The organism is Bradyrhizobium mercantei, from assembly GCF_001982635.1.
Classification (GTDB): Bacteria; Pseudomonadota; Alphaproteobacteria; order Rhizobiales; family Xanthobacteraceae; genus Bradyrhizobium; species Bradyrhizobium mercantei.
In genome coordinates, this window is record NZ_MKFI01000002.1 from 411,412 (window position 1) to 436,587 (window position 25,176).

Consider the following 25,176-nt stretch of genomic DNA (forward strand, 5'->3'; position numbering starts at 1 on the left):
TCAGTCCTTATGGGAACCCTGACACGAGTCTGACAAGGCAGCCGTAAAGTAGTTGTCTTGGAATTAGGTTCGCTTTGGTTGTGAACCGACCGACGAGCACGAGATACAGCTTCGCGAGCCCCGGAATGACGAGTCTGTGGGATGGGTGGCGCTTCGCTCGATCCACCCTGCAATCTACTCGGCCGCCAGCTTCGGTGGCGCCGGAGGCGTCCAGCACTGCGTACGATTGCGGCCGCCTTCCTTGGCCTGGTAGAGCGCGGCATCGGCGGCCTTCATCAGGGCATCGATCCCGGACATGCTTGTAATGGCCTCGGCAACGCCGACGCTCACCGTCAGTCGCACCGGACGATCATCCGCCGGCAACGTCAACGCTTCCGCCCGCTTTCGAATCCGCTCGGCGACCGTCCGTGCGCGCGACAACGTCGTTTCCGGCAGCAGAACCGCGAACTCCTCGCCGCCGACACGGCCGACGACGTCGGACTTGCGCTTGCCGCGCGTGCAGATTTCGGCGACGGCCTTGATGGCCTCGTCGCCGACCGCATGGCCGAACCGGTCATTGATGCTCTTGAAGTGATCGACATCGACCATCAGGACGGACACGGAACGATAGTAGCGCTGGAACCGGCTCCACTCGGCATCCAGCGTCGTCAGGAAGTGCCTGCGATTGAACAGCCCGGTGAGCGGATCGGTGGTCGCGAGCACCTCGAGCTGTCGTGCATTGTGGACAAGATCGGTGACGTCGACAAAGGTCAGCATCCGGCCGCCGTTCGCCATCGTCGAGCAATGGACCCTGATATTGCGGCCGTCCGGCGTCTGCACGTCGCGCTTGTGATCGCCTGCCTTGATCTCGGCGATCCGCTTCGCCGGAAAAGCCTTGATCTGCTCAGGGGTCGCGCCGCTCGGCACTGCCCGTCGATTGCGCGTGATAAGCGTGATGTAGGGAGGATGTCGCGCGACCTCCTCCTCGCTCACCTCCCAGAAATCCCGCATTCTCCGATTGAGGAAAATCGCATTGAGATCGCGATCGAGCAGGACGACGCCGTCCTCGACGTTCTCGAGCGCACCGGTCAGCACCTTCAGCTTGTCCGATGCGTGCACGATATCGGTCACGGGCGTGTAGCTCACCATCCGGCCGCCGTCGGGCAGCGGCGTGCACTGACATCGCACCACATCGCCATTGCTGCGCCTGAGATCAATCGGATTTACGTCGCCGACGCTCACGAGGCGGACGCGTTCGGCAACATAGGCCTGAAGCTGCGCAGCCGGCAGCTCATAGGCCATGGTCTTGCAGCCGTGATGCATCAGGTCGGTGAAGGTGGGGTTGCGGTCGGCAACCTCGTCCGGAAGCGTCCACATTCTCCGGAACGCACGGTTGATGAACAGGGCCTTCAGCTCCGCGTCCAGCAGCAGGATGCCGACCGGGATCTGATCGAGCGCTGCGCGCAGCGCCAGCATGTGCCCGCGCAGGATATCGCCGCTGCGCCGCTCAGGAATGGCGGCCGGCGCAGAAGCAGCAGGCGTGGACGCGGGCGCGGGAGCCGCAGCGTTGGCCCGCTGCTCCTCAAAGACCAGGCCGAGCTGCCGGTCCGATTGCCACAGCCGTTTGCACGGCCGCACCTGATGGCTTCCGACAAGCAACAGCTGAACGTGGTCGGGAATCCCGATCGTGGTTTCGAGTTCGACGGTCGCTCCCGCGTCGGTGAGCTGCCGGACCGTGCAATCGAAGGCCGACCGGCCGAAGTTGAAGACGATCTTTCCGGCCAAGAATGTTCGGCCCCGAGACGCTGACACCTGTCCGGACATGGCGAGAATCCACCTGGAGCAATTGCGAGCTCGCTCACCTCAGCACTTTTGAGTCACCAAGCGATGAACGCTTTCGGAGGATTTTGAATCGGGAACCGAGGACGCAGGCCGTGTGCGCCGCAACACTGGTTCCATCCGAACGGCCAGTCCACGAGGCGATCTGTGTCGCTGCCCACTCCGGAGTACAAGCCGCTCCACAATCTCGCCGCCGAAGGCGGCGTGCGGGATTTCGACCGATCGGATCGGCCGCCTCTCGGCCAGCCCCAATCACCAACAAACGGTCAAGGTTGCTGTCGAGAAGAATTTAGTTCTATCGTATAATTATGCTGCACTAGACGCAGTCGGAGGAGTAGCGTCGCAGCTCCCTCAGTAACAGTCAGGGAAGCGCCCGCCATGTCTGCTCTTCAAGCGAAGCTGGAACGATTTGAGATCCTCGCCAACGAATGCGAGCTGATCGCTAGCAGGACGCTGGATGGGAGTAACCGCGAACTGTACCAGCGGCTGGGCGGGCACTATCGCGAGCTGGCCACCGATATGCGGGCCGTGATCGCGACGATCGACGCGACGGCGGCATAAGAAAAAGGGCCGCTCGAAAACAACAAGCGGCCCAAGTCTAGGGAGGAAACGCCCTCAAGGAGGGCGGCGCTGGCGCAAGGCGCCGGCGCACGATGCGTATATGGGGTGAGCGTCCGGCTTCGGGAGCCCGGACTGCGCAAGTCAGGCACGCCCTTGTGCGCCTTGAATCTGTGCTTCGCAGTGCATAGCTGCCATTGGACAGGTTGGCCCATCATCTGCACCGCGGATATGAACGATGGGTTTCGCTTCCGCCTTCGCTCTTGGAGCTACGGCGGACAAGTCGCTCTCACCCATCCTGAAAACTACAAGGCGCTGAGCCGCTTCCGTTTCGCGTTGAGCGCTGAGGCGACGCGGCTGACTGGCGGGCGGCCGAGCAGCCCGGCGACCTCGTTTGTCGTGGCCAGCAGCTTGTCCATATCGATCCCGGTTTTCACGCCCATGCCTTCCAGCATGTAGACGACATCCTCCGTCGCGACGTTGCCGGTGGCGCCCGGCGCATAGGGGCAGCCACCGAGGCCGCCGGCGGCGGCGTCGATGACCCGCACGCCCTCTTCCATGCCAGCATAGAGATTGGCGAGCGCCTGGCCGTAGGTGTCGTGGAAGTGCATCGCGAGGTTGGCCACGGGAAGCTCGGCGCCGACCGCGCGCAGCATCTCCCTGGCCTTGAGCGGCGTGCCGACGCCGATGGTGTCGCCGAGCGAGATCTCGTAGCAGCCGAGATCCCACAGGGTCACGGCGAGGTCGGCCACCGCCTTCGGCTTGATCTCGCCGTCGAACGGACAGCCCAGCACGCAGGAGACATAGCCGCGCACCTTGACGCCGTCGACCTTGGCGCGCGCCAGCACCGGCCTGAAGCGCTCGATCGACTCCGCGATCGAGCAGTTGATGTTGGCACGCGAAAAGCCTTCCGAAGCCGCCGCGAACACCGAGACCACCTGGGCGCCGGCCGCACGCGCGGCGTCATAGCCCTTCTCGTTCGGCACCAGCACGTGGAATTCGGCATCCTTGACTTGGCTGACGCCGCGCAGCACCTCATCGGAGCTTGCCATCTGCGGGATCGCCTTCGGTGACACGAAGGCGCCGACCTCGACGGTGTTGAGCCCCGCCGCCACCAGCGCCTCGACGAAGGCGATGCGCGCCGCGATGCTGACCGGCGTCTTCTCGTTCTGCAGGCCGTCGCGCGGCCCCATCTCGACGATGTGGACCTGACTGCTCATGGCGCGGCCGCAGGTTCGACTTCGGCAAGCTCGACGCCTTCGCCGACGATGTCGCCGACCTTGCATTTGAGCTTCTTCAGCACGCCGGCGTAGGGCGCACGCAGCGTCTGCTCCATCTTCATCACCTCTAGCGTAAGGATCGGGGAACCCTTCTCCAGGGTCGCGCCCTCCTCGGCCAGCAGCGCGACCACGGTGCCGGGCAACGGTGCCACGATCTTGTCCTCACCAACCTGCTCCTCGCTCTCACCGCCGAACGGATCGACCCAGTGCAAATCGAAGCGGCCGTTGCGGGTGCGCAGGTAAAGCTCGTGGCCCTCGATGACGGAGGCAACGCGCGACTTGAGGCCGTTGAGCGTCAGGTCGAAGCCGTCATCGCCGGGCGATGAGATGGCAAACGCGAACTCGCGCCCGCCGACCGACAGCGTCGATGGTCCGTTGCCATAGTGCAGCGTGATGGTCTGCGCGGGCTCATGGCCCTGCCGCAACAAGAACACCCGCTGGCGGCGGCCGACCGGCATCCAGCCGAACGCCTGCCAGGGCGAATTCGCCTCGCGCCGCGCGGCCTTTTGCTCGTCATTGACGATGGCTGCCACCGCTGCACAAAGTTCGAACTCGCCGGCCGCGCCGGTGCCGGCCGTCAGGTTCTTCAGCTCCCGCTCGATGAAGCCGGTATCGATCGCATTGGCACGGGTGGCCGGATGCGTCACCAGCGCCGACAGGAACGGAATGTTGGTGACGATGCCGCGGACATCGGTCTGCTCAAGCCCGCGATTGAGCTTCTCGATGGCGCCCTCGCGGGTCGGCGCCCAGGCGATCACCTTGGCGAGCATCGCGTCGTAGTAAGGCGAGACGTTGTCGCCGCTGCGATAGCCGGCATCGATACGCAGGCCGTCGCCGTCCTGCGGCGTCCGCCAGGTCTTGATGCGGCCGACCGAGGGCATGAAGTTCTTCTGCGGGTTTTCCGCGTAAACGCGCGCCTCGATGGCGTGCCCGTTCAGCCTGATCTCATTCTGCTTCAGCGGCAGCGCCTCGCCGAAGGCGACGCGCAGCTGCCATTCCACGAGATCGACGCCGGTAATCAGCTCGGTGACGGGATGCTCGACCTGAAGGCGGGTGTTCATCTCGATGAAGAACACGTCCTTGCCGTCGGAGACGAACTCGATGGTGCCGGCGCCGACATAGTTGACCGCACCGGCCGCCTTGCGCGCGGCCTCGCAGACCGTCTCGCGCTGCGCTGCGTTCAGCGTCGGCGACGGTGCTTCCTCGATCACCTTCTGGTGGCGCCGTTGCAGCGTGCATTCGCGCTCCCACAGCGAGAGCAGATTACCGTGGCTGTCGCCGATGATCTGCACCTCGATGTGGCGCGGGTTCTGCACGTATTTCTCGATCAGCATGCGGTCATCGCCGAACGCCGCCTTGGCCTCGCGCTTGGCGCTGGTGATCGCTGCCGACAATTCAGCCGCCGAATTGACCACGCGCATGCCGCGGCCGCCGCCGCCGGCCGACGCCTTGACCAGTACTGGGAAGCCGATCCGGTTGGCGGCTTCCGCCAGGATCGCCTCGTCCTGCGCCTCGCCGTGATAGCCCGGCACCAGCGGCACACCGGCCTTCTCCATCAGCGCCTTCGAGCCTGATTTCGAGCCCATCGCCGTCATCATCCCGGCGGTCGGGCCGACAAACACCAAACCAGCGTCAAGACAGGCCTGCGCGAACTCGGCATTCTCCGACAGGAAGCCGTAGCCGGGATGCACGGCCTCGGCGCCGGTCTCCTTCGCCGCGGCGATCACGCGCTCGATGTCGAGATAGCTGTCGCGCGCCCGCGCCGGGCCGAGCAACACGGCCTCGTCGGCGAGCGCGACATGCATCGCATCGCGGTCGGCCTCGGAATAGACCGCGACGGTGCGCAGCCCCATGGCGCGCGCCGAGCGGATGACGCGGCAGGCGATCTCGCCGCGGTTGGCGATCAGAAGCGTGCGGAAGCGCCGGTAGAGTTTTGAGCGGTCCATGGTCAGATCCTGGGTCACATCCTGAACAGGCCGAATTTCGTCGGCTCGATCGGCGCATTGGCGGCGGCCGACAGGCCGAGCCCGAGTACCAGGCGGGTGTCGGCGGGATCGATCACGCCGTCGTCCCAGAGCCGCGCGGTCGCGTAATAGGGATTGCCCTGCTTCTCGTATTGCGCGCGGATCGGCTCGCGGAATTTGTCTTCTTCATCCGCAGACCAGCTCTCGCCCTTGGCCTCGATGCCGTCGCGCCGCACTTGACTGAGCACCATCGAGGCCTGCTCGCCGCCCATCACCGAGATGCGGGCGTTGGGCCACAGCCAGAGGAAGCGCGGGCTGTAGGCGCGGCCGCACATGCCGTAATTGCCGGCGCCGTAGGAGCCGCCGATCACGACGGTGAATTTCGGCACGCCGGCGGTCGCAACCGCCGTCACCAGCTTGGCACCGTCGCGCGCGATGCCGCCGGCCTCATACTTCTTGCCGACCATGAAGCCGGTGATGTTCTGCAGGAACACCAGCGGAATGCCGCGCTGGCAGCACAGCTCGATGAAATGCGCGCCCTTCAGCGAGCTTTCGCTGAACAGGATGCCGTTGTTGGCGATGATGCCGACCGGATAGCCCCAGATGTGGGCGAAGCCGCAGATCAGCGTGGTGCCGTAGAGCTTCTTGAACTCGTCGAATTCGGAGCCGTCGACGATCCGCGCGATGATGTCGTGCACGTCGAACGGCTTGCGGCCGTCAGCGGAGACCACGCCGTAGATCTCCTCGGCCGGAAACAGCGGCTCCTGCGGAGGCCGCATGTTGAGCTGTGCCTTCGCCGGTTGCTTCAGCGTGCCGACGATGCGGCGCGCGATCCCGATCGCGTGCGCATCGTTCTGCGCGTAGTGATCGGTCACGCCCGACTGGCGGGAATGGACATCGGCGCCGCCGAGCTCTTCGGCAGTGACGACCTCGCCGGTCGCGGCCTTCACCAGCGGCGGGCCGCCGAGGAAGATCGTGCCCTGGTTGCGCACGATGATGCTCTCGTCGGACATGGCAGGCACGTAGGCGCCGCCCGCGGTGCAGGAGCCCATCACGATCGCGATCTGCGGGATGCCCTGCGAGGACATCTGGGCCTGGTTGTAGAAGATGCGGCCGAAATGCCGCTCGTCGGGAAAGATTTCGTCCTGTAGCGGCAGGAAGGCGCCGCCGGAATCCACCATGTAGACGCAGGGCAGATTGTTCTGCCGCGCAATGTCCTGGGCGCGCAGATGCTTCTTCACCGTCAGCGGATAATAGGTGCCGCCCTTGATGGTCGCATCATTGGCGACGATGATGCATTCGCGGCCCGCGATGCGCCCGACGCCGGTGATGACGCTGGCCGAATGCACGTCCCCGCCATAGAGCCCGTTGGCGGCAAGCGGCGACAGCTCGAGGAACGCGGTGCCGGGATCGACCAGGAGATCGACGCGGTCGCGCGCCAGCATCTTGCCGCGCGAGGTGTGGCGCTTGCGCGAGGTCTCGCCGCCGCCGCCGGAAACCTGCTTGAGCTTGTCGCGGAGCTCCGCGACCAGGCCCCGCATCACCTCGGCGTTGCGGGCGAATTCTGAAGATGTGGGATCGATCGTCGAATGAAGCGGCATCGGTGTTGCACGTTTCGTTGGAGGACACGGTAGGACTACGAGCGGAGGACTCTTCTGCCACCGTTGATGCGGTGACGCCCCTCACCCCAACCCTCTCCCCGCAAGAGCGGGGCGAGGGAGAGAAGAGACTAGGCCGTCTTGGCGAACAGCTCGCGGCCGATCAGCATGCGGCGGATTTCGCTGGTGCCGGCGCCGATCTCGTAGAGTTTTGCGTCACGCAGCAAGCGGCCCGTGGGGTAATCGTTGATGTAGCCGTTGCCGCCGAGCAGCTGGATCGCATCCAGCGCGCATTGGGTGGCCTTCTCGGCGGCATAGAGGATGGCGCCGGCGGCGTCCTCGCGCGTGGTCTCGCCGCGGTCGCAGGCCTTCGCCACGGCGTACACGTAGGCGCGCGAGGCGTTCATCGTGGTGTACATGTCGGCGATCTTGCCCTGCACCAGCTGGAACGAGCCGATCGGCTCGCCGAACTGCTTGCGCTCGTGGACGTAGGGCAGCACGACGTCCATGCAGGCCTGCATGATGCCGATCGGCCCCGCCGCCAGCACCGCGCGCTCATAGTCGAGGCCAGACATCAGCACGTTGACGCCGCGGCCGACCTCGGAGAGCACGTTCTCCTCCGGCACCTCGCAATTCTCGAACACCAGCTCGCAGGTGTCGGAGCCGCGCATGCCGAGCTTGTCGAGCTTCTGCGCGGTCGAGAATCCCTTCATGCCCTTCTCGATGATGAAGGCGGTGATGCCGCGCGGGCCGGCATTCGCATCGGTCTTGGCATAGACCACGAGCGTATCGGCGACCGGGCCGTTGGTGATCCACATCTTGTTGCCGTTGAGGACGAAGCGGTCGCCCTTCTTGTCGGCGCGGGTCTTCATCGAGACCACGTCCGAACCGGCGCCGGGCTCCGACATCGCCAGCGACCCGACATGCTCGCCCGAGATCAGCTTGGGCAGATATTTGCGCTTCTGCGCCTCGTTGCCGTTGCGGCGGATCTGGTTGACGCAGAGGTTGGAATGCGCGCCGTAGGACAGGCCGACGGAGGCCGAGGCGCGCGATATCTCCTCCACCGCGATGCAGTGCTCGAGATAGCCGAGGCCCGACCCGCCATACTCTTCCTCGACGGTGATGCCGTGCAGCCCGAGCGCGCCGATCCTGGGCCAGAGGTCGCGCGGAAACTGGTTGCTGCGATCGATCTCGGCGGCGCGCGGCGCGATCTCGTTGGTCGAGAAATCATGCACCGTCTCGCGGATCGCATCCGCGGTCTCGCCAAGGTCGAAATTGAAGATTGCCGCCTGGTTCGAGGCCATGATCCCTCCCGTGAGATTCATCCTGCAATTAAACGATCATACGTTTTTTTCTTTGCTTCGCAAGCAATCGTGCTATGGTTCGGGCATGAAATCCGCAGTTCGTTGAATTCACTGGGGTTTCATGCGATATACATACGGTCGTTCGCTTGTTTCCTCCGTATTCCGGCAAGCCAACACCCTCCGAGGCCCCGATGGCACGCACGATCGGCTCACATGGCCCCACCACGCTGGAGGCGATCCGCAAGGCCGGCGTGCGCCTGATCTTCGAGCGCGGCTATGAAGCCATGAGCCTGCGCCAGCTCGCCGCCGAGGTCGGCATCCAGGCCGGCTCACTCTACAACCATATCTCAACCAAGCAGGACCTGCTGTTCGATCTGGTTCAGGACCATATCAACGATTTGCTGCGCGAGCTCGATCTGGCGCTGGCGGGCAAGGCCGATCCTGTCGAGAAGCTGCGCGCCTTCGTGGCCTTCCACGTCACCTATCACATGACCCGCAAGCGCGAGGTCTTCATCGCCAATTCCGAGCTGCGCAGCCTCGATGCCAAGAACTACGACGCCGTGGTGGCGCTGCGCGGCGCCTATGAGGCGCGGCTGGCGCAGATCCTGACCGACGGCGTGGCGGACGGCGTGTTCGAGGTCATCGACATCCAGGTCGCGACCTTCGCGATCCTGGCGCTGCTGACCGGGCTGTGCACCTGGTATCGCCCCGGCGGACGGCTGACCCGCGACGCCATCATCGCGGCGCATGAGAAGCTGGTGCTGTCGGGCGTCGCGCCGCGGGCCGAGACCGGTCAGGCGAGCCACGGCAGCAGGACCCCGCGGACCGCGGTTGCGGGTTCGTGACTGTGACAGAGCGCCCACAATTCGATGACATCGATCTGCGGATCCTGGCCGAGTTGCAGCGCGACGGCCGGATCAGGATCAACGAGCTCGCCGAGCGCGTCGGCATCACCGCCCCGCCCTGCCTGCGCCGGGTCCGCGCGTTGCGCAGCCGCGGAGTGGTGCAGGCGGTCCGCGCCACGCTCGACGAGCGCATGCTCGGCTACGAGGTGACCACGTTCGTGCTGATCCAGCTCGACAGCCAGAACCTGGTGGCGATCGAGGCGTTCGAGGCGGCGGTCGCGGCCGTGCCGCGCTTCCTGCAATGCTGGCGGATCTCGGGCGACGCCGATTTCATGCTGCGATGCGTTGCGCCCAGCGTCGACGACATGCGTCAGCAGCTGCTGCAATTCGCCGGCCTGCCCAACGTGCGGAAGATCAGAAGCTTCCCGGTGCTCGGCGTCTCCAAGGACGCGCCACTGCCGATCCCGGGCGCCCTCGCCGCGAACCCGGCCAGCTGATCGCCGGCCCCGGCGAGGCCAGACTTAGTGCGTCCAACCTTAGTGCGTCCACGGCTCCCAGCGGCGGAACGCGAAATTGTCGGCATAGGCGATCTGCCGGTGCGCCGAATCCTTCGGCTCGATCACCTGGTAGGCGATGCCCTTGCGCTCGCAATAAGCGACCGCCTCTTCCTTGGTGTCGAAATGCAGCGTCAGCTGCTGCTTCATGTCGGTCGACGAGGTCCAGCCCATCAAGGGCTCCACGGTGCGCGGCTGCTCCGGCTCGAAGTCCAATTGCCACGCCTTGGTCTTGGCACGTCCCGATTGCATCGCGTTTTTGGCGGGCTTAAAAATGCGTGCGGTCATGGATGGTCGGCCCCGTGGGATATGCGACATGGAAGCGATTTGAAGGAAACCGCCGGGATAGTATAGAGACACCATTCAACGAATGAATCGGTGATTCCTCGATCTCGGAGGTAACCTTCGCCGGACCGGTATAGTCATTCTACCGCGCTGTGACAATCTGGCCCCGGGAGGCTTCCATATGGACTCCCCTCGGCCCGCGGCCAGATTGTCACACCACGGTCTTCTCGACAGCATCATCTCGAGGAAACGGCGCTCCCATGGAAATCCACGCTCACCTGCCTGAAAAAGGACGTGACCTCCGGCTCGACCTGTTCCGCGGGATCGCCAACTGGTACATCTACCTGGACCACATCCCCGACAACGTCGTGAACTGGATCACGACGCGGAATTACGGCTTCAGCGACGCTGCGGACCTGTTCGTCTTCATCTCCGGCTACACCGCATCCTTCGTCTATGCCCGCATGATGCTGGAGCGCGGCTTCATCGTCGGTGCGACAAGGCTGACCAAGCGGGTCTGGCAGCTCTACGTCGCCCACATCATCCTGTTCGTGATCTACATCGCTTCGATCAGCTACCTGGCGCTGCGCTTCGGCGATTCCGAGATCATCAACGAGTTCAACGTCGCCGGCCTCGTCGACAACGCCACCGAGACGCTGCGCCAGGGCCTGTTCCTGAAATTCAAGCCGGTCAATCTCGACGTGCTGCCGCTCTACATCGTGCTGATGGGCCTGTTCCCGCCGGTGCTGTGGTTCATGCTGCGGCAACCGAACTGGACCATGCTAGCCTCGATCGCGCTGTGGCTGGTGTCGCGCCACATGGGCTGGAACCTGCCGGCCTACCCGGCCGGCACCTGGTACTTCAATCCGTTCGCCTGGCAGGTGCTGTTCGTGTTCGGCTCGTGGTGCGCGATGGGCGGCGCGCGCCAGAACATGCACATCATCAATTCGCGCTACACGCTGTGGTTCTGCATCGCCTACATGATCTTCGCGCTGATCATGACCATGGCCGGACGCTTCCCGGAATTCGGCGCCCAGTTCCCGGACTGGCTGTATTCGGCGTTCAACCCGAACGACAAGACCAACCTCGCGCCCTACCGCTTCCTGCACTTCGTGGTGATCACGGTGCTCGTCATCCGCTTCATCCCGAAGGACTGGGCGGCGCTGGAGTGGAAGGTGTTCGATCCCCTGATCGTCTGCGGCCAGCAGTCGCTCGCGGTGTTCTGCGTCGGCGTGTTCCTGTCCTTTGTCGGACATTTCGAGCTCTCGATGAGCTCGGGCTCGCTGTTCGCGCAGATCTTCGTCAGCATCTCCGGCATCGCGATCATGACGATCGTGGCCTATTACATCTCGTGGTCGAAGCGGCAGGACAAGCCGGTCAAGCCGCCGGCGCCGAAGCCCGCGGCACCGGCGAAGGCGGCGTAAGTTCCTTTACCCAAGCATGGCCTTCTCGGAAAACCGCTTCACACGTTTCCGGGCCATGCTTCAGCTGCCTCCCCGGCTGCCGTCCGCCGTGGTCGAGGAGACGATGGTGGCGACGTCGCCGAACGTCGTCATCACGGGTGTCACGACCTTGTGCATGGCGGTCTTCGACACCAGCGTGTCGTGCATCACGAGGTGGTCGATCCCCGTCGTGAGGAAGCAGCTCACCGCGTCCTGCGGCGTCTCGATGATCGGCTCGCCCTTGACGTTGAACGAGGTGTTGATCAGGACCGGCACGCCGGTCAGCGCCTCGAACTCCTTGAGCAGGCGGTAGAGCATCGGGTTGGTCTCTTCCCGCACGCTCTGCACCCGCGCCGAGCCGTCGACATGCACGATCGCCGGGATCCTGTCGCGCCATTCGGGGCGCACCGGCTTTGCGATCAGCATGTAGGGCGAGTCCTCCTCGCCCTCGAAGATCTCCTTCATGCGCTCCGCCAGCACGATCGGCGCGAACGGACGGAACGCCTGGCGGTGCTTCACCCGGCTGTTGAGGATGTCCTTCATCTCGGCCTTGCGCGGATCGGCGATCAGGCTGCGGTTGCCGAGCGCACGCGGGCCGAATTCGGAACGGTCCTGAAACCAGCCGATCACCCGCTGGTCTGCGAGCAGTTTTGCGGTATCGCGGCAGACATTGTCGCTGCGTTTGGCATCGACCTGGATCCGGACCAGGAAGCTTTGCAGCGCGGCCGCGACCTCGGCGCCGCTGTAGGGCCGGCCGACATAGGCGTGGTCCATCACGAACGAGCGGCGCTGCTTGAGGAGCTCGAGCCAGCCGTAATAGGCGCAGCCGATCGCGATGCCGTCGTCACCGGCGGCGGGCTGGATCCAGACATTCTCGAAACCGGCCTCGCGCGCGACGCGCCCGTTGGCCACGCAGTTCAGCGCGACGCCGCCGGCGATGCAGAGGTTCTTCGCACCGGTGGTCTCGCGCAGCCAGCGCGCCCGCGCCAGCAGCACATTCTCGGTGTCGTCCTGCACCCGCCAGGCGATGTCCTCCCAGTGCCGCATCGTCGGGCTCTTGTCCCAGCTGCCGCCGTCGAGCACGAAGGGCTGCTGGTTGTCGGCGCCCCAGAACGGCACGTTGAGCCTGCCGTCCTTCATCTCGAGGAGACTGCCGACCTGCTCGCGGCGGCCATAGGGTGCGAGCCCCATCAGCTCGCCGCATTTGTTCCAGTCGCCGAACACGTAGGTCGAGACCCGGCTGTACAGCGCGCCCAAGCCCGGCATGTTGTAGAACTCGTCCGACAACAGCCCGCGCGCCGGCTCCATGAACACCTTCTTCAGGCATTCGAGCCTCGTATCGTCGAACCTGTAGTAGCTCTCGGACTCGCGGGCGAGCGGCGACGCGCCGTCCTGCGGATAGGACTCCATCGCGTCGGCCTGATAGTTGCCGACGCCGTCGACGATCATCACGACGCCGTCCTTGAACGGCGACACCGCGAACGCGCTGTAGGCATGCGCGAGGTGATGCGAGATCGACACCACCTTGTCGGATTTGGAACGAAACAGCGGATGCTTGATGGCCTCGTTGCGCTCGGCAATCGGCAGGAAGCCCGGCATGTCCTGGTGGAGCATCCGCTCCTCCATCTCGGGCACCGGCAGGATGTAGCTGTTGCGCACCACGAGATCGACGTCGTCGAGCGTGATGCCTTCGGCCGACAGGCAGTAGTCGATGACTTCCTTGTAGAAGCCGGAGGCGTGCTTCTCGCGGGTGATGCGCTCCTTGGAGATCGCGTAGGCGATCGCACCGTCACGCAGCAGGCAGGCGCTCACGTCATGGTCGTAGACGTTGAGACCAAGGACGTAGGTGTGTTGTTTCGGCATGGGCACTCTTCAGGAAGGATTCTGAAACGCTCAGAGAACAGGATCGTGTCGACTTCAAGTTCTCGATGGCATTTTCCGCGGCTCGCAAATCTCTGCTTCTGCGATGCACAAATCAAACCGGCGCAGTGCAAGATGAACAGAATGAACGGCGGATGAACGACAAGATGAGCGCAGCAACCACATCATCCTTTGCAGGTAGGAACGTAACTTGACCTTACCTGTTGGCCTCAATAGAGTCGTTAAAGCTCGCAAGAACCTTAGTGAAAATATTGTCTTAGCATGCTCGAACCGGATGCCGGTCTCGCGCGTCTAAGCGAGACAGCCAGCATCAGTTCAGATGTTTGGAAGTGACTGGAGATCTTCAGAATGACTAAACGCTACAATATCCTGACTCGTTGCCTTGCAGCAGTCGCTTTGTTGTTCGTCTATGTCGCAAGCACCTCTGCCATCCTGGTCGGCGCCACCACATCGTCCGCGCAGGCCTACTGGCGCGGCGGCGGACGTGGCTATGGCTATCGCGGCGGCTGGGGTCGCGGCCGCGGATGGGGCTATGGCCGCGGCTATGGCTACGGTGGTTACGTCGGTCCTCGTTGCTGGTGGACCCCGCGTGGTGTTCGCGTTTGCCGGTGGTAACAACCGCCGACACTCAAGCACATTACCGATACAAGCGATTTTGAAGACATAAATCAGGTGCGTTGGTCCCGGCGCACCTGATTTTCTTTTGGAGCGTGCCCGCTCGCGGCACGCAAGAAAGAGCCCCGGGAGACGCGCCGGGGCTCTAGTCACGGGAGAGAACGCTTCAGAAATCGGGACGCGGGGACGAGCCGCCAGCCCGATCACCCAATGCATCTACGACGTGCATCTGAGCAGATTCGGCTGCTTCAAGCTGTAGCCGTGCCGCAACAACCCACCGGAATGAACAGGCTGTCCACCGGTTCCCGCGCCTAGCCGTCAAGGATCGCAACCGCCCTCGTCCAGCCTGCCGACGCGCGCTCGATCTTCACCGGGAAGCACGACACCATGAAGCCGGCCGGCGGCAAAAGCTCCAGGTTGTGCAGCTTCTCGATGTGGCAGTAGCCGATGTGCCGCCCGGCCTTGTGGCCTTCCCAGATCAGGCTGGCGTCTTTCGTCTCGGCGTATCGCTTCGCCGTGAAGACGAACGGCGCGTCCCAGCTCCAGCCGTCGATGCCGGTCAGCCGCACGCCGCGCTCGAGCAGATACATCGTTGCCTCGTAGCCCATGCCGCAGCCCGAATTGACGTAATCGGCCTGGCCGTATTTCGCGCCGGCGCTGGTGTTGACGACGACGATCTCGAGCGGCGACAGCGTATGGCCGATCCGCTTCAGCTCGGCTTCGACGTCGCCTGCGGTCGCGACGTAGCCGTCGGGCAGATGCCTGAAGTCGAGCTTCACGCCCGGCTGGAAGCACCACTCCAGCGGCACCTCGTCGATGGTCCAGGACCGCTCGCCGCGGTTCATGGTCGGATGGAAATGCCAGGGCGCATCGAGATGCGTGCCGTTGTGGGTGGAGAGCGAGACCTGCTCGACCGCCCAGCCCTGCCCGTCCGGCAGATCGGCGGCCTTCAGCCCATCGAAGAACTGCAGCATGCGCGGCAGCCCCTGCTGATGGTCGATATACTGGATGGTCGGATGATTGCCCGGCGGATCGGCCGGGACGTCGTTCTGCAGGGGGACGGAGATATCGATCAGTCTGCGCGCCATGGTGCCTCCTCGCGGAATTGTTCTTGTCAGGCAGAGCTTGCGATGCCGGCGCCGAACGCTCGGCAGGATGTTCTTCCCTAATCGGGAACGACAAACGTCTCCGGCGCCAGGCCGGCCTGGCCGCGTTGATACATAGCGATGTAGGCCGCCTCGATCTGCCTGGTAAAGCGCTTTGTATCGAACAGCGGCGCGGTCAGGCGATTCTGCGCGAGCTTCGTCTTTATCGCCTTGAGCGTCTCCGGCTGCCTTGCGATCTCGATCGCCAGATCTTCATAGGCTTTTGAGTTGTGCGTGATCAGTTCCGGCAAGCCGACTGCGTTCAGCAGGCTCGCAGCGACCCTGCCCGCCAGGGCCTCGCCGGCCTGCGTCAACACCGGCAAGCCTGCCCAAAGCGCATCGCTCGCCGTGGTGTGCGCATTGAACGGCAAGGTGTCGAGAAACAGGTCCGCCGCACGATGGCGGGCCAGATGATCCGAGAGCGACGCCACGCGCTTGGCGAATACGATACGCTCGGCGCTGACGCCTCGTGCTTCCGCGTCCTTCTTCAGATTGATTGCCGCGGTGGCGTTGTCCTCGCGGAGCCAGAGCACACTTCCCGGCACCTTGCTCAGGATCCGCATCCAGAGATCGAAGACGACCGGCGTGATCTTGTAGAGGTTATTGAAGCAGCAGAAGACAAAGCCATGCTCGGGGAGTCCGCATTCCTCCCTGGTGAACACCGTCTCCGATATCGCCCGCGTTGAATCATTCGCCTGGTAGCTGTTCGGGAGATACGCAATCTTTTCCGAGAAATCGCCCTGCTGCGCGTCCGGAATGATGGTGCGATCCGCAATGATGTAGTCGATGACGTCTGCGCCTGATGTGCCGGGATAGCCGAGATAGCCGACCTGGATCGGTGCCGGCCGCTGCGCGAAGATGTTTGTACGACTGCCGCGGGTGTAGCCGTTCAGGTCGACCAGGATGTCGATCTCCGCAGCCCTCAGCTTCGCAGCGACTTCGGCGTCACTGAGCAGGCTGGCTTCAAGGAACTCGCCGAAAGCACCTTGCAGGCGTCGCCGCATCGCGGAGTCATTGGCCGGACCAATCGAGACTGCCGTCGTTTCGAACCTAGATGTGTCGTGATTTTCAAACATGCCGGCCGTCAGATGGGCGACCGGATGTTCCTGAAAATCAGACGACACATAGGCAATGCGGATCTTGTCGTGCTGGTAGATTTCACCATTCCAGAGCAGGGTTTTGGCTGGCGGGTGCCACTTGCCGACCCAGCGCCTCGCATAGTCGTACTGGTCCTTGCCGGACGGACTGACCGCAACAAACGTAAATGGATCGGTGAATGGCTTGTCGTCTCGGGCCGCGCCGATCACTTGATTGCAGTCGGAGGCGAAGCTCTCCCACCTGCAAAGATTCATCTTGAGCTGCAGATGAACGCCTTCGAGACCCGCCAGATCAGGCTTCAGCGCCAACGCCTTGTCATAGGCGGCAAGGGCCTCGTCATAGCGTCCCCGATCCGTGAAGACATTGCCGCGGCCGCACCACGCCTCGGTTAGTTCAGGATCGAATGCCAGCGCCTTGTCGTGGGCGGCAAGAGCTTCGTCAAATCGCTTCAGCTTGTGGAGCACATTGCCGCGACCAAGCCATGCTCCGGCAAGATCGGGCTTGAGTGCGAGTGCCTTGTCGTAGGTGGCGAGGGCTTCGCCGTAGCGATCCAGTTTAAGCAGGCAAAGGCCGCGGCCGAGCCATGCCTCCGCCAGATCGGGCTTGAGCTTCAATGCTCGCTCGCAGGCGGCAAGGGCTTCGTCATAACGCTCCAGTTCGACGAATACGTTGCCGAGGCTGAGCCACGCCTGCATCAGATCTGGCTTCAGTGAAAGCGCCTTGTCGTACGGCGCAAGAGCCTCGTCTTGACGATCCAGTTTGACGAGCAGATTGCCGCGACCGAGCCAGGCCTCAGCCAGATTGGATTTCAGCGCGAGCGCCTTGTCGTAGGCCGCGCCGGCTTCGTCATATCGCTTGAGCTCGGTGAGCAGGTTGCCACGACCAAGCCACGCTTCAGGCAGGTCAGGCTTGAGCGCCAGCACCTTGTCGAACCCCGCAAGGGCGTCGTCGAGACGCGCCAGTCTAAACAGGACGTCTCCCCTGGCGAGCCATGCTTCGATCAGGTCCGGCTTGATTGCCAGCGTCTTGTCGTAAGCGGCAAGAGCTTCACCGTAGCGCTGCTGGCTGGCCAGCAGATGACCGAGCCACGGGGCGGCCGCGCCTGGCTCGAGTGCGAGCGCCTTGTCATAGGCCGCGAGCGCCTCGGCGTAGCGCTGTAGCTTGACCAGTGAATGGCAGCGGCCAAGCCATGCCTCCGCCAGGTTGGGCCTCAATGCGATGACCTTGTCGTAGGCGGCAAGCGCCCTGTCGAAGCGCCCCAGGTTGGTCAGGAGATGACCGAGCCACGGCCCCACCAGATCCGGCTTCAATGCGATCGCCCTGTCGAACGCGGCGACGGCTTCGTCATGCCGCCCCATTCCCGCGAACGCATTGCCCCGGCCGAGCCACGCCTCAGCCAGGTCGGGCTTGAGTGCCAGCGCCTTGTCAAAATGCGCGACCGCCTCGAGTGGCCTCCCGCCATTCATGGCATTGATGGCATTTTGGTATGCTTTTTTCGCCGCGCTCATCCTGCGTCCCGTCGTTCAAGGAGCGGGACACTAGCAGGCAACCAGAACGGGACAAGGTTCCCGCATCGCGTTGCCGCCGCACGAACGACGCTTGCGCGATCACCCGTCCCCGCCAGCCTGCGCGCGCACGCCGCATCCGCCCGCGGCCGCGGCGGGGCCTGCGACATTACAACGGCGCGCAAGGCCGTCATGAGGTTGAACCTATCCTCCGCCCGGACGACCCATTGGCACTGGGGATTTCAGGGCCCAGTATTCCGACGGCGCCGTCTGGACGAACATATTCCGTCCAGGCGGCGTTGTTGCGTCAGGCAAGACAATCAAAGCCTGCTCGCACGGCGGCCGCGACTTGCCGCGGCAGGTCTTGCGGTGAAGCCCTGGGATGGGATGGTCGGGGCAGCTGGATTCGAACCAACGACCTGCAGTACCCAAAACTGCCGCGCTACCAGGCTGCGCTATACCCCGACATTTCCGAGAGGCCCCGTGGATACACGCTTAGGCCAGCGCCAGCAAGGCGCCGGTGCGGGGCTTGCGGCGGTGAAATCGGCACTGGTCTCCGCCGGAAAATCGCGTCGAAACAGCGCCCTATCGGCCGCCGAACAGTGGATGCCCGACCCGGTCGCCGGGCTGGATGCCGTATTTCTGCGCGGTGCCAGCAATGACCTCGAGCACGCCCTTGGCGAGCCCGCGCGACGGAATGATCTTGGTCGAGAGCGGCTCGGTGTTTTCAGCGATCCTCAGGATCCGCCCGTCGGCACGGATGAAGATCATGTCGAGCGAGATGTAGGTGTTCTTCATCCACATCGACACCTCCTGCTCCGGCGTGAAGTCGAACAGCATGCCTTTGCCGTCCGCGAGCTCCTTCCGGTACATCAGGCCGGTCTCCTTCTCCTGCTCGGTGGTCGCCATTTCGACCGAGAAGACGTGCACGCCTGATTTTGTGACGATCTCAAGCGGCTGGACGCTGGCGGCCTGCGCGGCCTGGGTCAGCAGCGCCCCGACCATCATGACGAGGCAGGCCAGCAGCGACGGACGCAGCCGCCCAACAATGCGAACGAAATTCATCGACGAATACTCACACCGGGGAAGATTTTCCGGCGGGACCCTAACCCGATGATTGCGGCAAATGCCAGAGCCCAAGCGGCTCGCCGGCGGCTCACGTTTCCGTCAGGGAAGCCGATGGGATTTAGTGCGACGACAGCGCCGAGGGGCCGGTCTCCGGATGGATCTCGGCGGCCATCATGCCCTTGGAGCCGGGCCCGAACCGCACCAGCACATATTGGCCGGGGCGCAGCTCGGTCATGCCGAAGCGGCGCAGCGTCTCCATGTGCACGAAGATGTCGGGCGTGCCCTCGCCGCAAGTCACGAAGCCGAAGCCGCGCAGCCGGTTGAACCACTTGACCTGTGCACGTTCGAGCCCGCTGGTCGCGGTCACCGTGACATGGGTTCGCGGCGGCAGCATCTGCGCCGGATGGATCGCGGTCGACTCGTCCATCGAGACGATGCGGAAAGCCTGGTAGCCCTTCGCGCGCTGCACGCATTCGACGACGAGCCGCGCGCCCTCATAGGCGGTCTGATAGCCGTCGCGCCGCAGCACCGTGACGTGGAGCAGGATGTCGGGCCAGCCATTATCGGGGACGATGAAGCCGTATCCCTTCGAGGCGTCGAACCATTTGATGACGCCGGAGACTTCGACGAGGTTGGCCGCGGCGTCGCCGAGACCGGAGAAGGCATCCATCGCCGGATCGCGCGGCGCGTTGCCGTACTCGCCTTGTCCAATCCTGCTTTGCCCAACTCCGCCGATCGGCGGTCCGCCGAGCTTCTTGGACTCAAATCCGTCCGACCCCATGACCCCGGACCCCACACATCAAATGCAGATCGCCGACATTGCGGCGCACCCTGTACACGCTGCTCTCCATGACCAACTCACTCGGACTGATTTTGGACGCTGCGCGAATCTCTCAACCAAAAGATAACACTCCCGCTTGCCGGGCATAGCTAAAAAACGATTCTTGCGGGAACTATGAACAGGCTTGCACAGCCGCGAATCAATCAGGCGTCAATTGCCTACGAAAGGACCAAGCGTGTCGCCGATGTCGTGGCGGATCACCAGGTCGGCGAGGTCGTCCTGATCGGTCGGCTCGTTGTTGATGATCACGAGCCGCGCGCCGCTCTCCTTCGCCATCATCGGAAAGCCCGCGGCGGGCCACACCACCAGCGACGACCCGATCGCCAGAAACAGGTCGCAGTGCCGCGCGAGTTCCGCCGCTCGGCGCATCGCATCCTCGGGCATCGATTGTCCGAACGAGATCGTCGCGGTCTTCACCGGGTCGCCGCAGTCCGCGCAGTCGGGTGCATGACCGGTCTTGTCGAAATGCTGCTGCACCCACGAGAGGCCGTAGTCCTTGCTGCACCCGATGCAGCGGGCGTAGGTCGTGTTGCCGTGCAGCTCGATCACGTCATCGGATTTGAAGCCCGACGTCTGATGCAGATTGTCGATGTTCTGCGTGATGATGCCGGGAATCTTGCCCGCCCGGTAGAGCGAGGCCAGCGCGCGATGCCCGCGACCGGGCTTAGCTGCGGCAAACGTCGGTTCCATCGCGAAGCGGCGGCGCCACGACTCGTCGCGCGCCTCCTGACTGGCGACAAACTCGTCGAACGGAATCGGCCGGTTGCGCGTCCACAGTCCGCCCGGCGAGCGGAAGTCGGGAATGCCGCACTCGGTGGAGATGCCGGCCCCGGTGAAGGGCACGATCGACGACGCCTCGGCAATCATGTTGCCGAGCTGCTCGACGCCGCTGCGCAGGTCTTTTGCCATCGAGCCCTTTGCCATCGAGTCTTTTGCGATCACTGGAAACAATCCGGTTGGACGATGCGACTATAGCACGATCGAACCGATTGCGAGCTCAACCATGACGCGAGCGATCGGGCCGCCTACCGCCTTGGCATCATCACAATCCCGCAATCCCTGCTCCGCATTCACGCCCAATTCGCCGACGCCAATGCGCGCGGGATAGGACCATGATCAAGAGGATGGGCAATGACCGATCTGGAAGACCGTGTCGCGCGCGAGCGCGAAGAGATCGTCGCGCGCGTTGCCAGCTTCCGGGCGACCCAGCGGAAGTTCGAGCGCGATCGCGAAGAGTACTACGACAACACGCTCGGCAATGTCTGGAGTGGATTTCAGCGCAAGAGCGCTTGATAAGGCGCATGCCGCGCGCTCCGCGGACAGTCGATGCGGGCGCACTCATTTGGCGCTGACACCGTGACGCGCAAATGAGAAAGCCCGGAGCGGTGTGCTCCGGGCTCGTCGCCATTACCAATAATGGCGGTAGTAGTGGTGCCGATAATACGGCCGGCCATAATAGGCGTATCCGTCGTCGTAATAGCCATAGCGCGGGCCGTAGTAACCGTAGCCGGGCCCGTAGTAGCGTGGGCCGTAATAGGCACCGGCCGCGCCCGCGGCGAGTGCGCCGGCGGCCAGACCGAAGGCCAGGCCAGGTCCGATGTGACGCGCCTGCGCCGGCGCACTGACCATCGTTGCGCCGACCGCGGCAACCGTCGCCAAAACTGCCAATACCTTTCTCATCGCAACCTCCTCACGTAAGTTCGCAGGGCTAACGCCGGCTCGTTGGGATGGTTGCAGCGAAGCTCAGTCCGGGCGCGCGTTCCGGTTCCACAGCCATGCGATTGCGCAAAGCTACCATCGGTTAGCGCGGGAACAAAAATGCAACCTCAGAGATTAGCTTGTGAATATGCGAGGTTGGCACTGATGCCGGCGTGGATGGAACTGCTGCTGAATGTGATGGGCTTTGCCGGTTTCGTCGGCATCGCGATGTATCACAAGCACCCGAACGGGAAGCTGCCGGACTGAGCGTCGGCAGGACGCTTCTCAATTCGCCTTGCGTGGCTCTCCCGCCGTGCGGGTCAGCCGGTCGGCCTTCACAAGCACCTTGCCGCTGTCCGGCTGCGGCCGCAGCCAGAAGCTGATCACGACAAAAGCGGAACAGAACAGCAGGCCCACCACCATCACTCGCCGGTGGGTCGGTCGATCCGCGCTGTGGAACGATGGCATCATGGCTGTCACCCGCGGCCATCCCAATCACAATCGCAGGTGGCAGCAACAACAGGCTGCGCTTAACCTAACCAGGTAGGGTTAGCGGCGATCGGGTCCTGCCTCGTTCGATGCACCCGATCGCTGTGGCGTCCACAGGATATCCCATGCTTGTCCGCAGCAAATTCACAGCGTCAGCGGCACCATTTCCCCAGCAAATTTCGGCTCTTGCTGCGCAATCGTCCACAGCCTGCATCGCGTGCGCACGGTCAAGCATCCGCCAGCCATTTCAGGGTCGCCTGGAAGCCCAGGCTGCGGGTGCCGACCAACACGGTGCCGAACACCTCGGCCTCGCCGCCGCTGAAGGTACCGGAAAAGCCGCTCGTGACCTCCTGCCCCGCGAACAGCGGACGGGCGAACGGGTCGGAAAACGGCGAATGCTGATTGGTGCTGAGGTGCCCCTTCCAGGTCCCCTCGCCGACCGTGTAGGCGCCGATCGACCAGAAATACGGCCCGCCGCCGACCAACAGACCATCGCGCAGGATCAGGACTCCGCTGTCGCGGCCGCGCACGCCGTCGGTCATATGGATATGGATCGAATAGAGCCCATTCTTCATCGGTCACGCCGCCGGTCCCCGAAGGCACCCCAGTATGGCCCCAACCCGGACGGCGCGCGAGCGGCCGAGGCCGCCAGGGCCCGCGATTCGTCACAAAAGGCGCCGGTTCCGGGCGCTTACAAATCGTTAAGAAAGCCCTGACAAGGTTCGACCACCGGAGGGAGAGAGCCATGCTCGTTTACCCCGTACCCGTCGAAGTGACGCAAGCCAGAGTGCACCTCGTTCTCGATCAGACGGCGAAGGAGCAGCCGCGCATCATCAATGAGGATGTGCTTGACGTCTTCGCCGCCAAGAACCAGGCCGACCGTGACGCCGTCGAGACCATTCTCGACATCAAGGTGTGAGACCGGCATCGGGCTAAAGATCCTTGCTTTCGGCCGAGTGCGATGCGCCGGCGCGGCTCTCGCTTGAGCAGCACTGAATCGCCCGCGCTGCAACGCGAGGAGCCAATCGCTCAAATTTGAACCTTACGCGCGGTGCCAAGACAAAATGACGCTGGGAATTTCAGGGCCAGCATTAGGCACAGCGCTGTGGGACGAACATATTCCGTCTACGCGGCGCTGTTGCATTTTACAAATTCAACCTTAAGTTTGATCCCCAACAGTTGGCGGCTCACGCCCTGAGAGATCCCCAGTCCGTCAACTGGGAAAGCCCCGCATCCAGCCTGCGGGGCTTTCTATTTCCAGGACCAGACTCTTCGATCCGGAGGAACCTTCTGCACCGCGAGCCGTTGGATGCCCGGTTGCCGGTACGATCTCCCCAAGGCCTGCTGGCATCAGACCTCGCGAGCCCACTCGCGGGGTTTTGCTTTTTAGAGGACGTCCAACCTCGCGCGTCCTTGATTGGCTGTGATGGGCAATCGATGAGATAGAGGCGCAGCCTCCAAGGCTCGACCACGAAAGCCCTGTCCCGGATTTTTCCCGGGCGGGGCTTTCTCGTTACTGGTCTCGTGCGAGCATGTCGCCGGCGCGTCCGTTCGCGGCAGGCTGCGCGATGGCGCGGTCGCTCAACGGCAGTGCGCGCTCGCGAAAGCTTGAGAATGCGGAGGCGGCGTGCAGTCGGCAAAACGCGTGCGCCCCCCTGCCCCGCGCCGCGTTTAGCTGCTATTTCTTGGCCGTCTCGCCCGAGCCCAAACAAAATCTCTGAATTCCCAGGAGGACAAGAAAATGCGCTATCTGCACACCATGCTGCGCGTCCGCAATCTCGACGTCGCGATGAAATTCTATCAGGACGCGCTGGGGCTGAAGGAAGTGCGCCGTATCGACAATGAGAAGGGCCGCTTCACGCTGGTGTTTCTCTGCGCGGAGGAAGACCTCCATCTGCTCAAGTCGCTGCCGCAGACCCGCGGTGCACCGCTGGTCGAGCTGACCTACAATTGGGACGAGGAGAAGTACGGCGAGGACCGCCATTTCGGCCACCTCGCCTACGAGGTCGACGACATCTACGCGACCTGCGAGAGGCTGATGAAGATGGGCGTCACCATCAATCGTCCGCCGCGCGACGGCAACATGGCGTTCGTCCGTTCGCCGGACCTGCACTCGATCGAGATCCTGCAGAAGGGCGACCCGAAGGCGCCGGCCGAACCGTGGGCGTCGATGCCGAACACCGGCCACTGGTAAACACCGCACCCGCGCGCACGTTCCTATCTGCGCCGCTCGCCCGGTGAGGAGCGATCGCGAGGAACGTGCCGCGGCCGTTGACGTTGCCTCCTCACAATCGACTGCGAGGAGGCAATGAGATGGGAAAAGGAATTTTACTTTGGCTGTTGGGTGTACCGATTCCGGTGATCATCGTGTTGTGGTTGTTGTTCGGTCACTGACTGCGTTCTAATGCCTGCGTATGAGCGAGGCTCTGCCGCGATGCGGCGGAGCCTCTTTTTTGCTCTCGATACAATTCATCACGGGCTTTTCCCTGACGCTTCAGCTAAGAACGCGCGCAAAGCAAAACAGCGGGAAAGAAACGCGTGATGGACAGCAAACTGACGATCTGGGGCCGGGCCAACTCGGTCAATGTGCAGAAGGTGCTCTGGTGTCTCGCCGAGCTCGACCTGCCCTATCATCGCGTCGATGCCGGCATGCAGTTCGGCAAGAACGATCAGCCTGACTATCTCGCGATGAATCCGAATGGCCGCGTTCCGACGCTGGTCGACGGCGACTATGTGCTGTGGGAATCCAATTCGGTGATGCGCTATCTCTGCATGGCCTATGGTCAGGGTTCGCCGATCTATCCGCACGCGCCGAAGGCGCGCGCCGCCGTTGACCGCTGGCTCGACTGGACGCTGTCGACGCTGCAGCCGGTCGACCGGCCGGTGTTCTGGGGGCTGGTGCGCACGCCGCCGGAGAAGCGCGACATGACCCAGCTCCAGCAGGCTGCCGATGCCGAGGCCGTGGTGTGGCGCGTCGCCGACGCGCAGGTCGCGTCCCGCCGCTTCATCGAGGGCGATCAGTTCACGATCGCCGACATCGCGATCGGCGCCTTCGCGCGGCGCTGGTTCGGCGTCGAAGGCGTCACCAAGCCGAAGCTGCCCAATCTCGAACGCTGGTTCAGCGAGATCGCCCGGCGGCCTGCCTTCGTGCGCTTCATCGCACCGCCGATGTCGTGAGCCGCACGCCG

The 25,176-nt window shown here is 63.6% G+C and carries 24 protein-coding genes and 1 tRNA gene; 9 read left to right on the plus strand and 16 right to left on the minus strand.

The window, feature by feature from the left end; genetic code table 11:
* Positions 1–174 precede the first annotated feature (174 nt).
* Positions 175–1,764, minus strand: a complete 1,590-nt coding sequence (locus BI327_RS09550) for a sensor domain-containing diguanylate cyclase (protein ID WP_245334759.1) — start codon at positions 1,762–1,764, stop codon at positions 175–177.
* A gap of 432 nt (positions 1,765–2,196) precedes the next feature.
* On the opposite strand from BI327_RS09550, the gene BI327_RS09555 reads away from it, so the two are divergent.
* A complete protein-coding gene (locus BI327_RS09555) occupies positions 2,197–2,379 on the plus strand; it encodes a hypothetical protein (protein ID WP_076859925.1) in 183 nt (60 codons plus the stop codon).
* 302 nt (positions 2,380–2,681) lie between these two features.
* Here the strand turns inward: BI327_RS09555 and BI327_RS09560 are convergent, their stop codons facing one another.
* The 4 genes from BI327_RS09560 to BI327_RS09575 all read right to left on the minus strand — a co-directional run bounded on the left by BI327_RS09560 (position 2,682) and on the right by BI327_RS09575 (position 8,522).
* Positions 2,682–3,596: a hydroxymethylglutaryl-CoA lyase gene (locus tag BI327_RS09560; RefSeq protein ID WP_076859927.1), complete on the minus strand. Its 915-nt coding sequence runs from the start codon at positions 3,594–3,596 to the stop codon at positions 2,682–2,684.
* Positions 3,593–5,602 carry an acetyl/propionyl/methylcrotonyl-CoA carboxylase subunit alpha gene (locus BI327_RS09565; RefSeq protein WP_076860709.1) on the minus strand — a complete coding sequence of 670 codons (2,010 nt, stop codon included), beginning with the start codon at positions 5,600–5,602 and terminating at the stop codon, positions 3,593–3,595. The genes BI327_RS09560 and BI327_RS09565 overlap by 4 nt, the downstream gene beginning before the upstream one ends.
* A 14-nt stretch (positions 5,603–5,616) precedes the next feature.
* On the minus strand, positions 5,617–7,221 hold the full coding sequence (locus tag BI327_RS09570) for a carboxyl transferase domain-containing protein (RefSeq protein WP_076859929.1): 1,605 nt from the start codon (positions 7,219–7,221) through the stop codon (positions 5,617–5,619).
* A gap of 128 nt (positions 7,222–7,349) precedes the next feature.
* A complete protein-coding gene (locus tag BI327_RS09575) occupies positions 7,350–8,522 on the minus strand; it encodes an isovaleryl-CoA dehydrogenase (protein ID WP_076859931.1) in 1,173 nt (390 codons plus the stop codon).
* Between the two features lie 191 nt (positions 8,523–8,713).
* Here BI327_RS09575 and BI327_RS09580 point away from each other — a divergent pair, with 191 nt between their 5' ends.
* Complete coding sequence (locus tag BI327_RS09580) at positions 8,714–9,367, plus strand: TetR/AcrR family transcriptional regulator (protein ID WP_076859933.1); 654 nt, start codon at positions 8,714–8,716, stop codon at positions 9,365–9,367.
* Between the two features lie 2 nt (positions 9,368–9,369).
* On the plus strand, positions 9,370–9,864 hold the full coding sequence (locus BI327_RS09585) for an Lrp/AsnC family transcriptional regulator (RefSeq protein ID WP_076859935.1): 495 nt from the start codon (positions 9,370–9,372) through the stop codon (positions 9,862–9,864).
* Positions 9,865–9,903: 39 nt separating this feature from the next.
* Here BI327_RS09585 and BI327_RS09590 read toward each other — a convergent pair whose 3' ends face one another.
* Positions 9,904–10,209 carry an ETC complex I subunit gene (locus BI327_RS09590; protein WP_076859937.1) on the minus strand — a complete coding sequence of 102 codons (306 nt, stop codon included), beginning with the start codon at positions 10,207–10,209 and terminating at the stop codon, positions 9,904–9,906.
* A gap of 257 nt (positions 10,210–10,466) precedes the next feature.
* Here BI327_RS09590 and BI327_RS09595 point away from each other — a divergent pair, with 257 nt between their 5' ends.
* Positions 10,467–11,630, plus strand: a complete 1,164-nt coding sequence (locus BI327_RS09595) for an OpgC domain-containing protein (RefSeq protein ID WP_076859939.1) — start codon at positions 10,467–10,469, stop codon at positions 11,628–11,630.
* Between the two features lie 60 nt (positions 11,631–11,690).
* On the opposite strand, the gene BI327_RS09600 is transcribed toward BI327_RS09595, so the two are convergent.
* Complete coding sequence (locus BI327_RS09600) at positions 11,691–13,511, minus strand: carbamoyltransferase family protein (RefSeq protein WP_076859941.1); 1,821 nt, start codon at positions 13,509–13,511, stop codon at positions 11,691–11,693.
* Positions 13,512–13,877: 366 nt separating this feature from the next.
* Here BI327_RS09600 and BI327_RS09605 point away from each other — a divergent pair, with 366 nt between their 5' ends.
* Positions 13,878–14,144: a hypothetical protein gene (locus BI327_RS09605; protein WP_076859943.1), complete on the plus strand. Its 267-nt coding sequence runs from the start codon at positions 13,878–13,880 to the stop codon at positions 14,142–14,144.
* A gap of 311 nt (positions 14,145–14,455) precedes the next feature.
* On the opposite strand, the gene BI327_RS09610 is transcribed toward BI327_RS09605, so the two are convergent.
* From BI327_RS09610 to BI327_RS09635, 6 genes are all read right to left on the minus strand, one after another.
* The gene (locus BI327_RS09610) at positions 14,456–15,232 is read right to left on the minus strand and encodes a cyclase family protein (RefSeq protein ID WP_076859945.1); all 777 of its coding nucleotides are present in this window, start codon (positions 15,230–15,232) and stop codon (positions 14,456–14,458) included.
* 77 nt (positions 15,233–15,309) lie between these two features.
* Positions 15,310–17,895 carry a tetratricopeptide repeat protein gene (locus BI327_RS09615; protein WP_076859947.1) on the minus strand — a complete coding sequence of 862 codons (2,586 nt, stop codon included), beginning with the start codon at positions 17,893–17,895 and terminating at the stop codon, positions 15,310–15,312.
* A gap of 385 nt (positions 17,896–18,280) precedes the next feature.
* Positions 18,281–18,357: transfer RNA gene (locus BI327_RS09620), tRNA-Pro, on the minus strand.
* 120 nt (positions 18,358–18,477) lie between these two features.
* A complete protein-coding gene (locus BI327_RS09625) occupies positions 18,478–18,900 on the minus strand; it encodes a DUF192 domain-containing protein (protein WP_394329851.1) in 423 nt (140 codons plus the stop codon).
* Positions 18,901–19,078: 178 nt separating this feature from the next.
* Positions 19,079–19,741, minus strand: coding sequence for a cold-shock protein (locus BI327_RS09630; RefSeq protein WP_076859951.1), 663 nt, complete (start codon positions 19,739–19,741; stop codon positions 19,079–19,081).
* Between the two features lie 210 nt (positions 19,742–19,951).
* Positions 19,952–20,710 carry an SIR2 family NAD-dependent protein deacylase gene (locus BI327_RS09635; protein ID WP_076860710.1) on the minus strand — a complete coding sequence of 253 codons (759 nt, stop codon included), beginning with the start codon at positions 20,708–20,710 and terminating at the stop codon, positions 19,952–19,954.
* A 222-nt stretch (positions 20,711–20,932) separates the two neighbouring features.
* Between BI327_RS09635 and BI327_RS42640 the strand changes: the two genes are divergently transcribed.
* Complete coding sequence (locus BI327_RS42640; protein ID WP_167386858.1) at positions 20,933–21,094, plus strand: hypothetical protein; 162 nt, start codon at positions 20,933–20,935, stop codon at positions 21,092–21,094.
* A 114-nt stretch (positions 21,095–21,208) separates the two neighbouring features.
* On the opposite strand, the gene BI327_RS09640 is transcribed toward BI327_RS42640, so the two are convergent.
* The 3 genes from BI327_RS09640 to BI327_RS09650 form a co-directional block, all read right to left on the minus strand.
* Positions 21,209–21,481, minus strand: a complete 273-nt coding sequence (locus BI327_RS09640; protein ID WP_076859953.1) for a hypothetical protein — start codon at positions 21,479–21,481, stop codon at positions 21,209–21,211.
* Between the two features lie 303 nt (positions 21,482–21,784).
* Positions 21,785–21,970 carry a hypothetical protein gene (locus BI327_RS41560; protein ID WP_076859955.1) on the minus strand — a complete coding sequence of 62 codons (186 nt, stop codon included), beginning with the start codon at positions 21,968–21,970 and terminating at the stop codon, positions 21,785–21,787.
* Between the two features lie 245 nt (positions 21,971–22,215).
* Positions 22,216–22,563, minus strand: a complete 348-nt coding sequence (locus tag BI327_RS09650; protein ID WP_076859957.1) for a GrlR family regulatory protein — start codon at positions 22,561–22,563, stop codon at positions 22,216–22,218.
* A 170-nt stretch (positions 22,564–22,733) separates the two neighbouring features.
* Between BI327_RS09650 and BI327_RS42255 the strand changes: the two genes are divergently transcribed.
* The 3 genes from BI327_RS42255 (at position 22,734) to BI327_RS09660 (ending at position 25,165) form a co-directional block, all read left to right on the plus strand.
* Positions 22,734–22,907: a hypothetical protein gene (locus BI327_RS42255; RefSeq protein ID WP_159450426.1), complete on the plus strand. Its 174-nt coding sequence runs from the start codon at positions 22,734–22,736 to the stop codon at positions 22,905–22,907.
* An 822-nt stretch (positions 22,908–23,729) separates the two neighbouring features.
* Complete coding sequence (locus BI327_RS09655) at positions 23,730–24,182, plus strand: VOC family protein (RefSeq protein WP_076859958.1); 453 nt, start codon at positions 23,730–23,732, stop codon at positions 24,180–24,182.
* A 344-nt stretch (positions 24,183–24,526) separates the two neighbouring features.
* On the plus strand, positions 24,527–25,165 hold the full coding sequence (locus BI327_RS09660; protein ID WP_076859960.1) for a glutathione S-transferase family protein: 639 nt from the start codon (positions 24,527–24,529) through the stop codon (positions 25,163–25,165).
* The last annotated feature ends 11 nt before the right edge of the window (positions 25,166–25,176 follow it).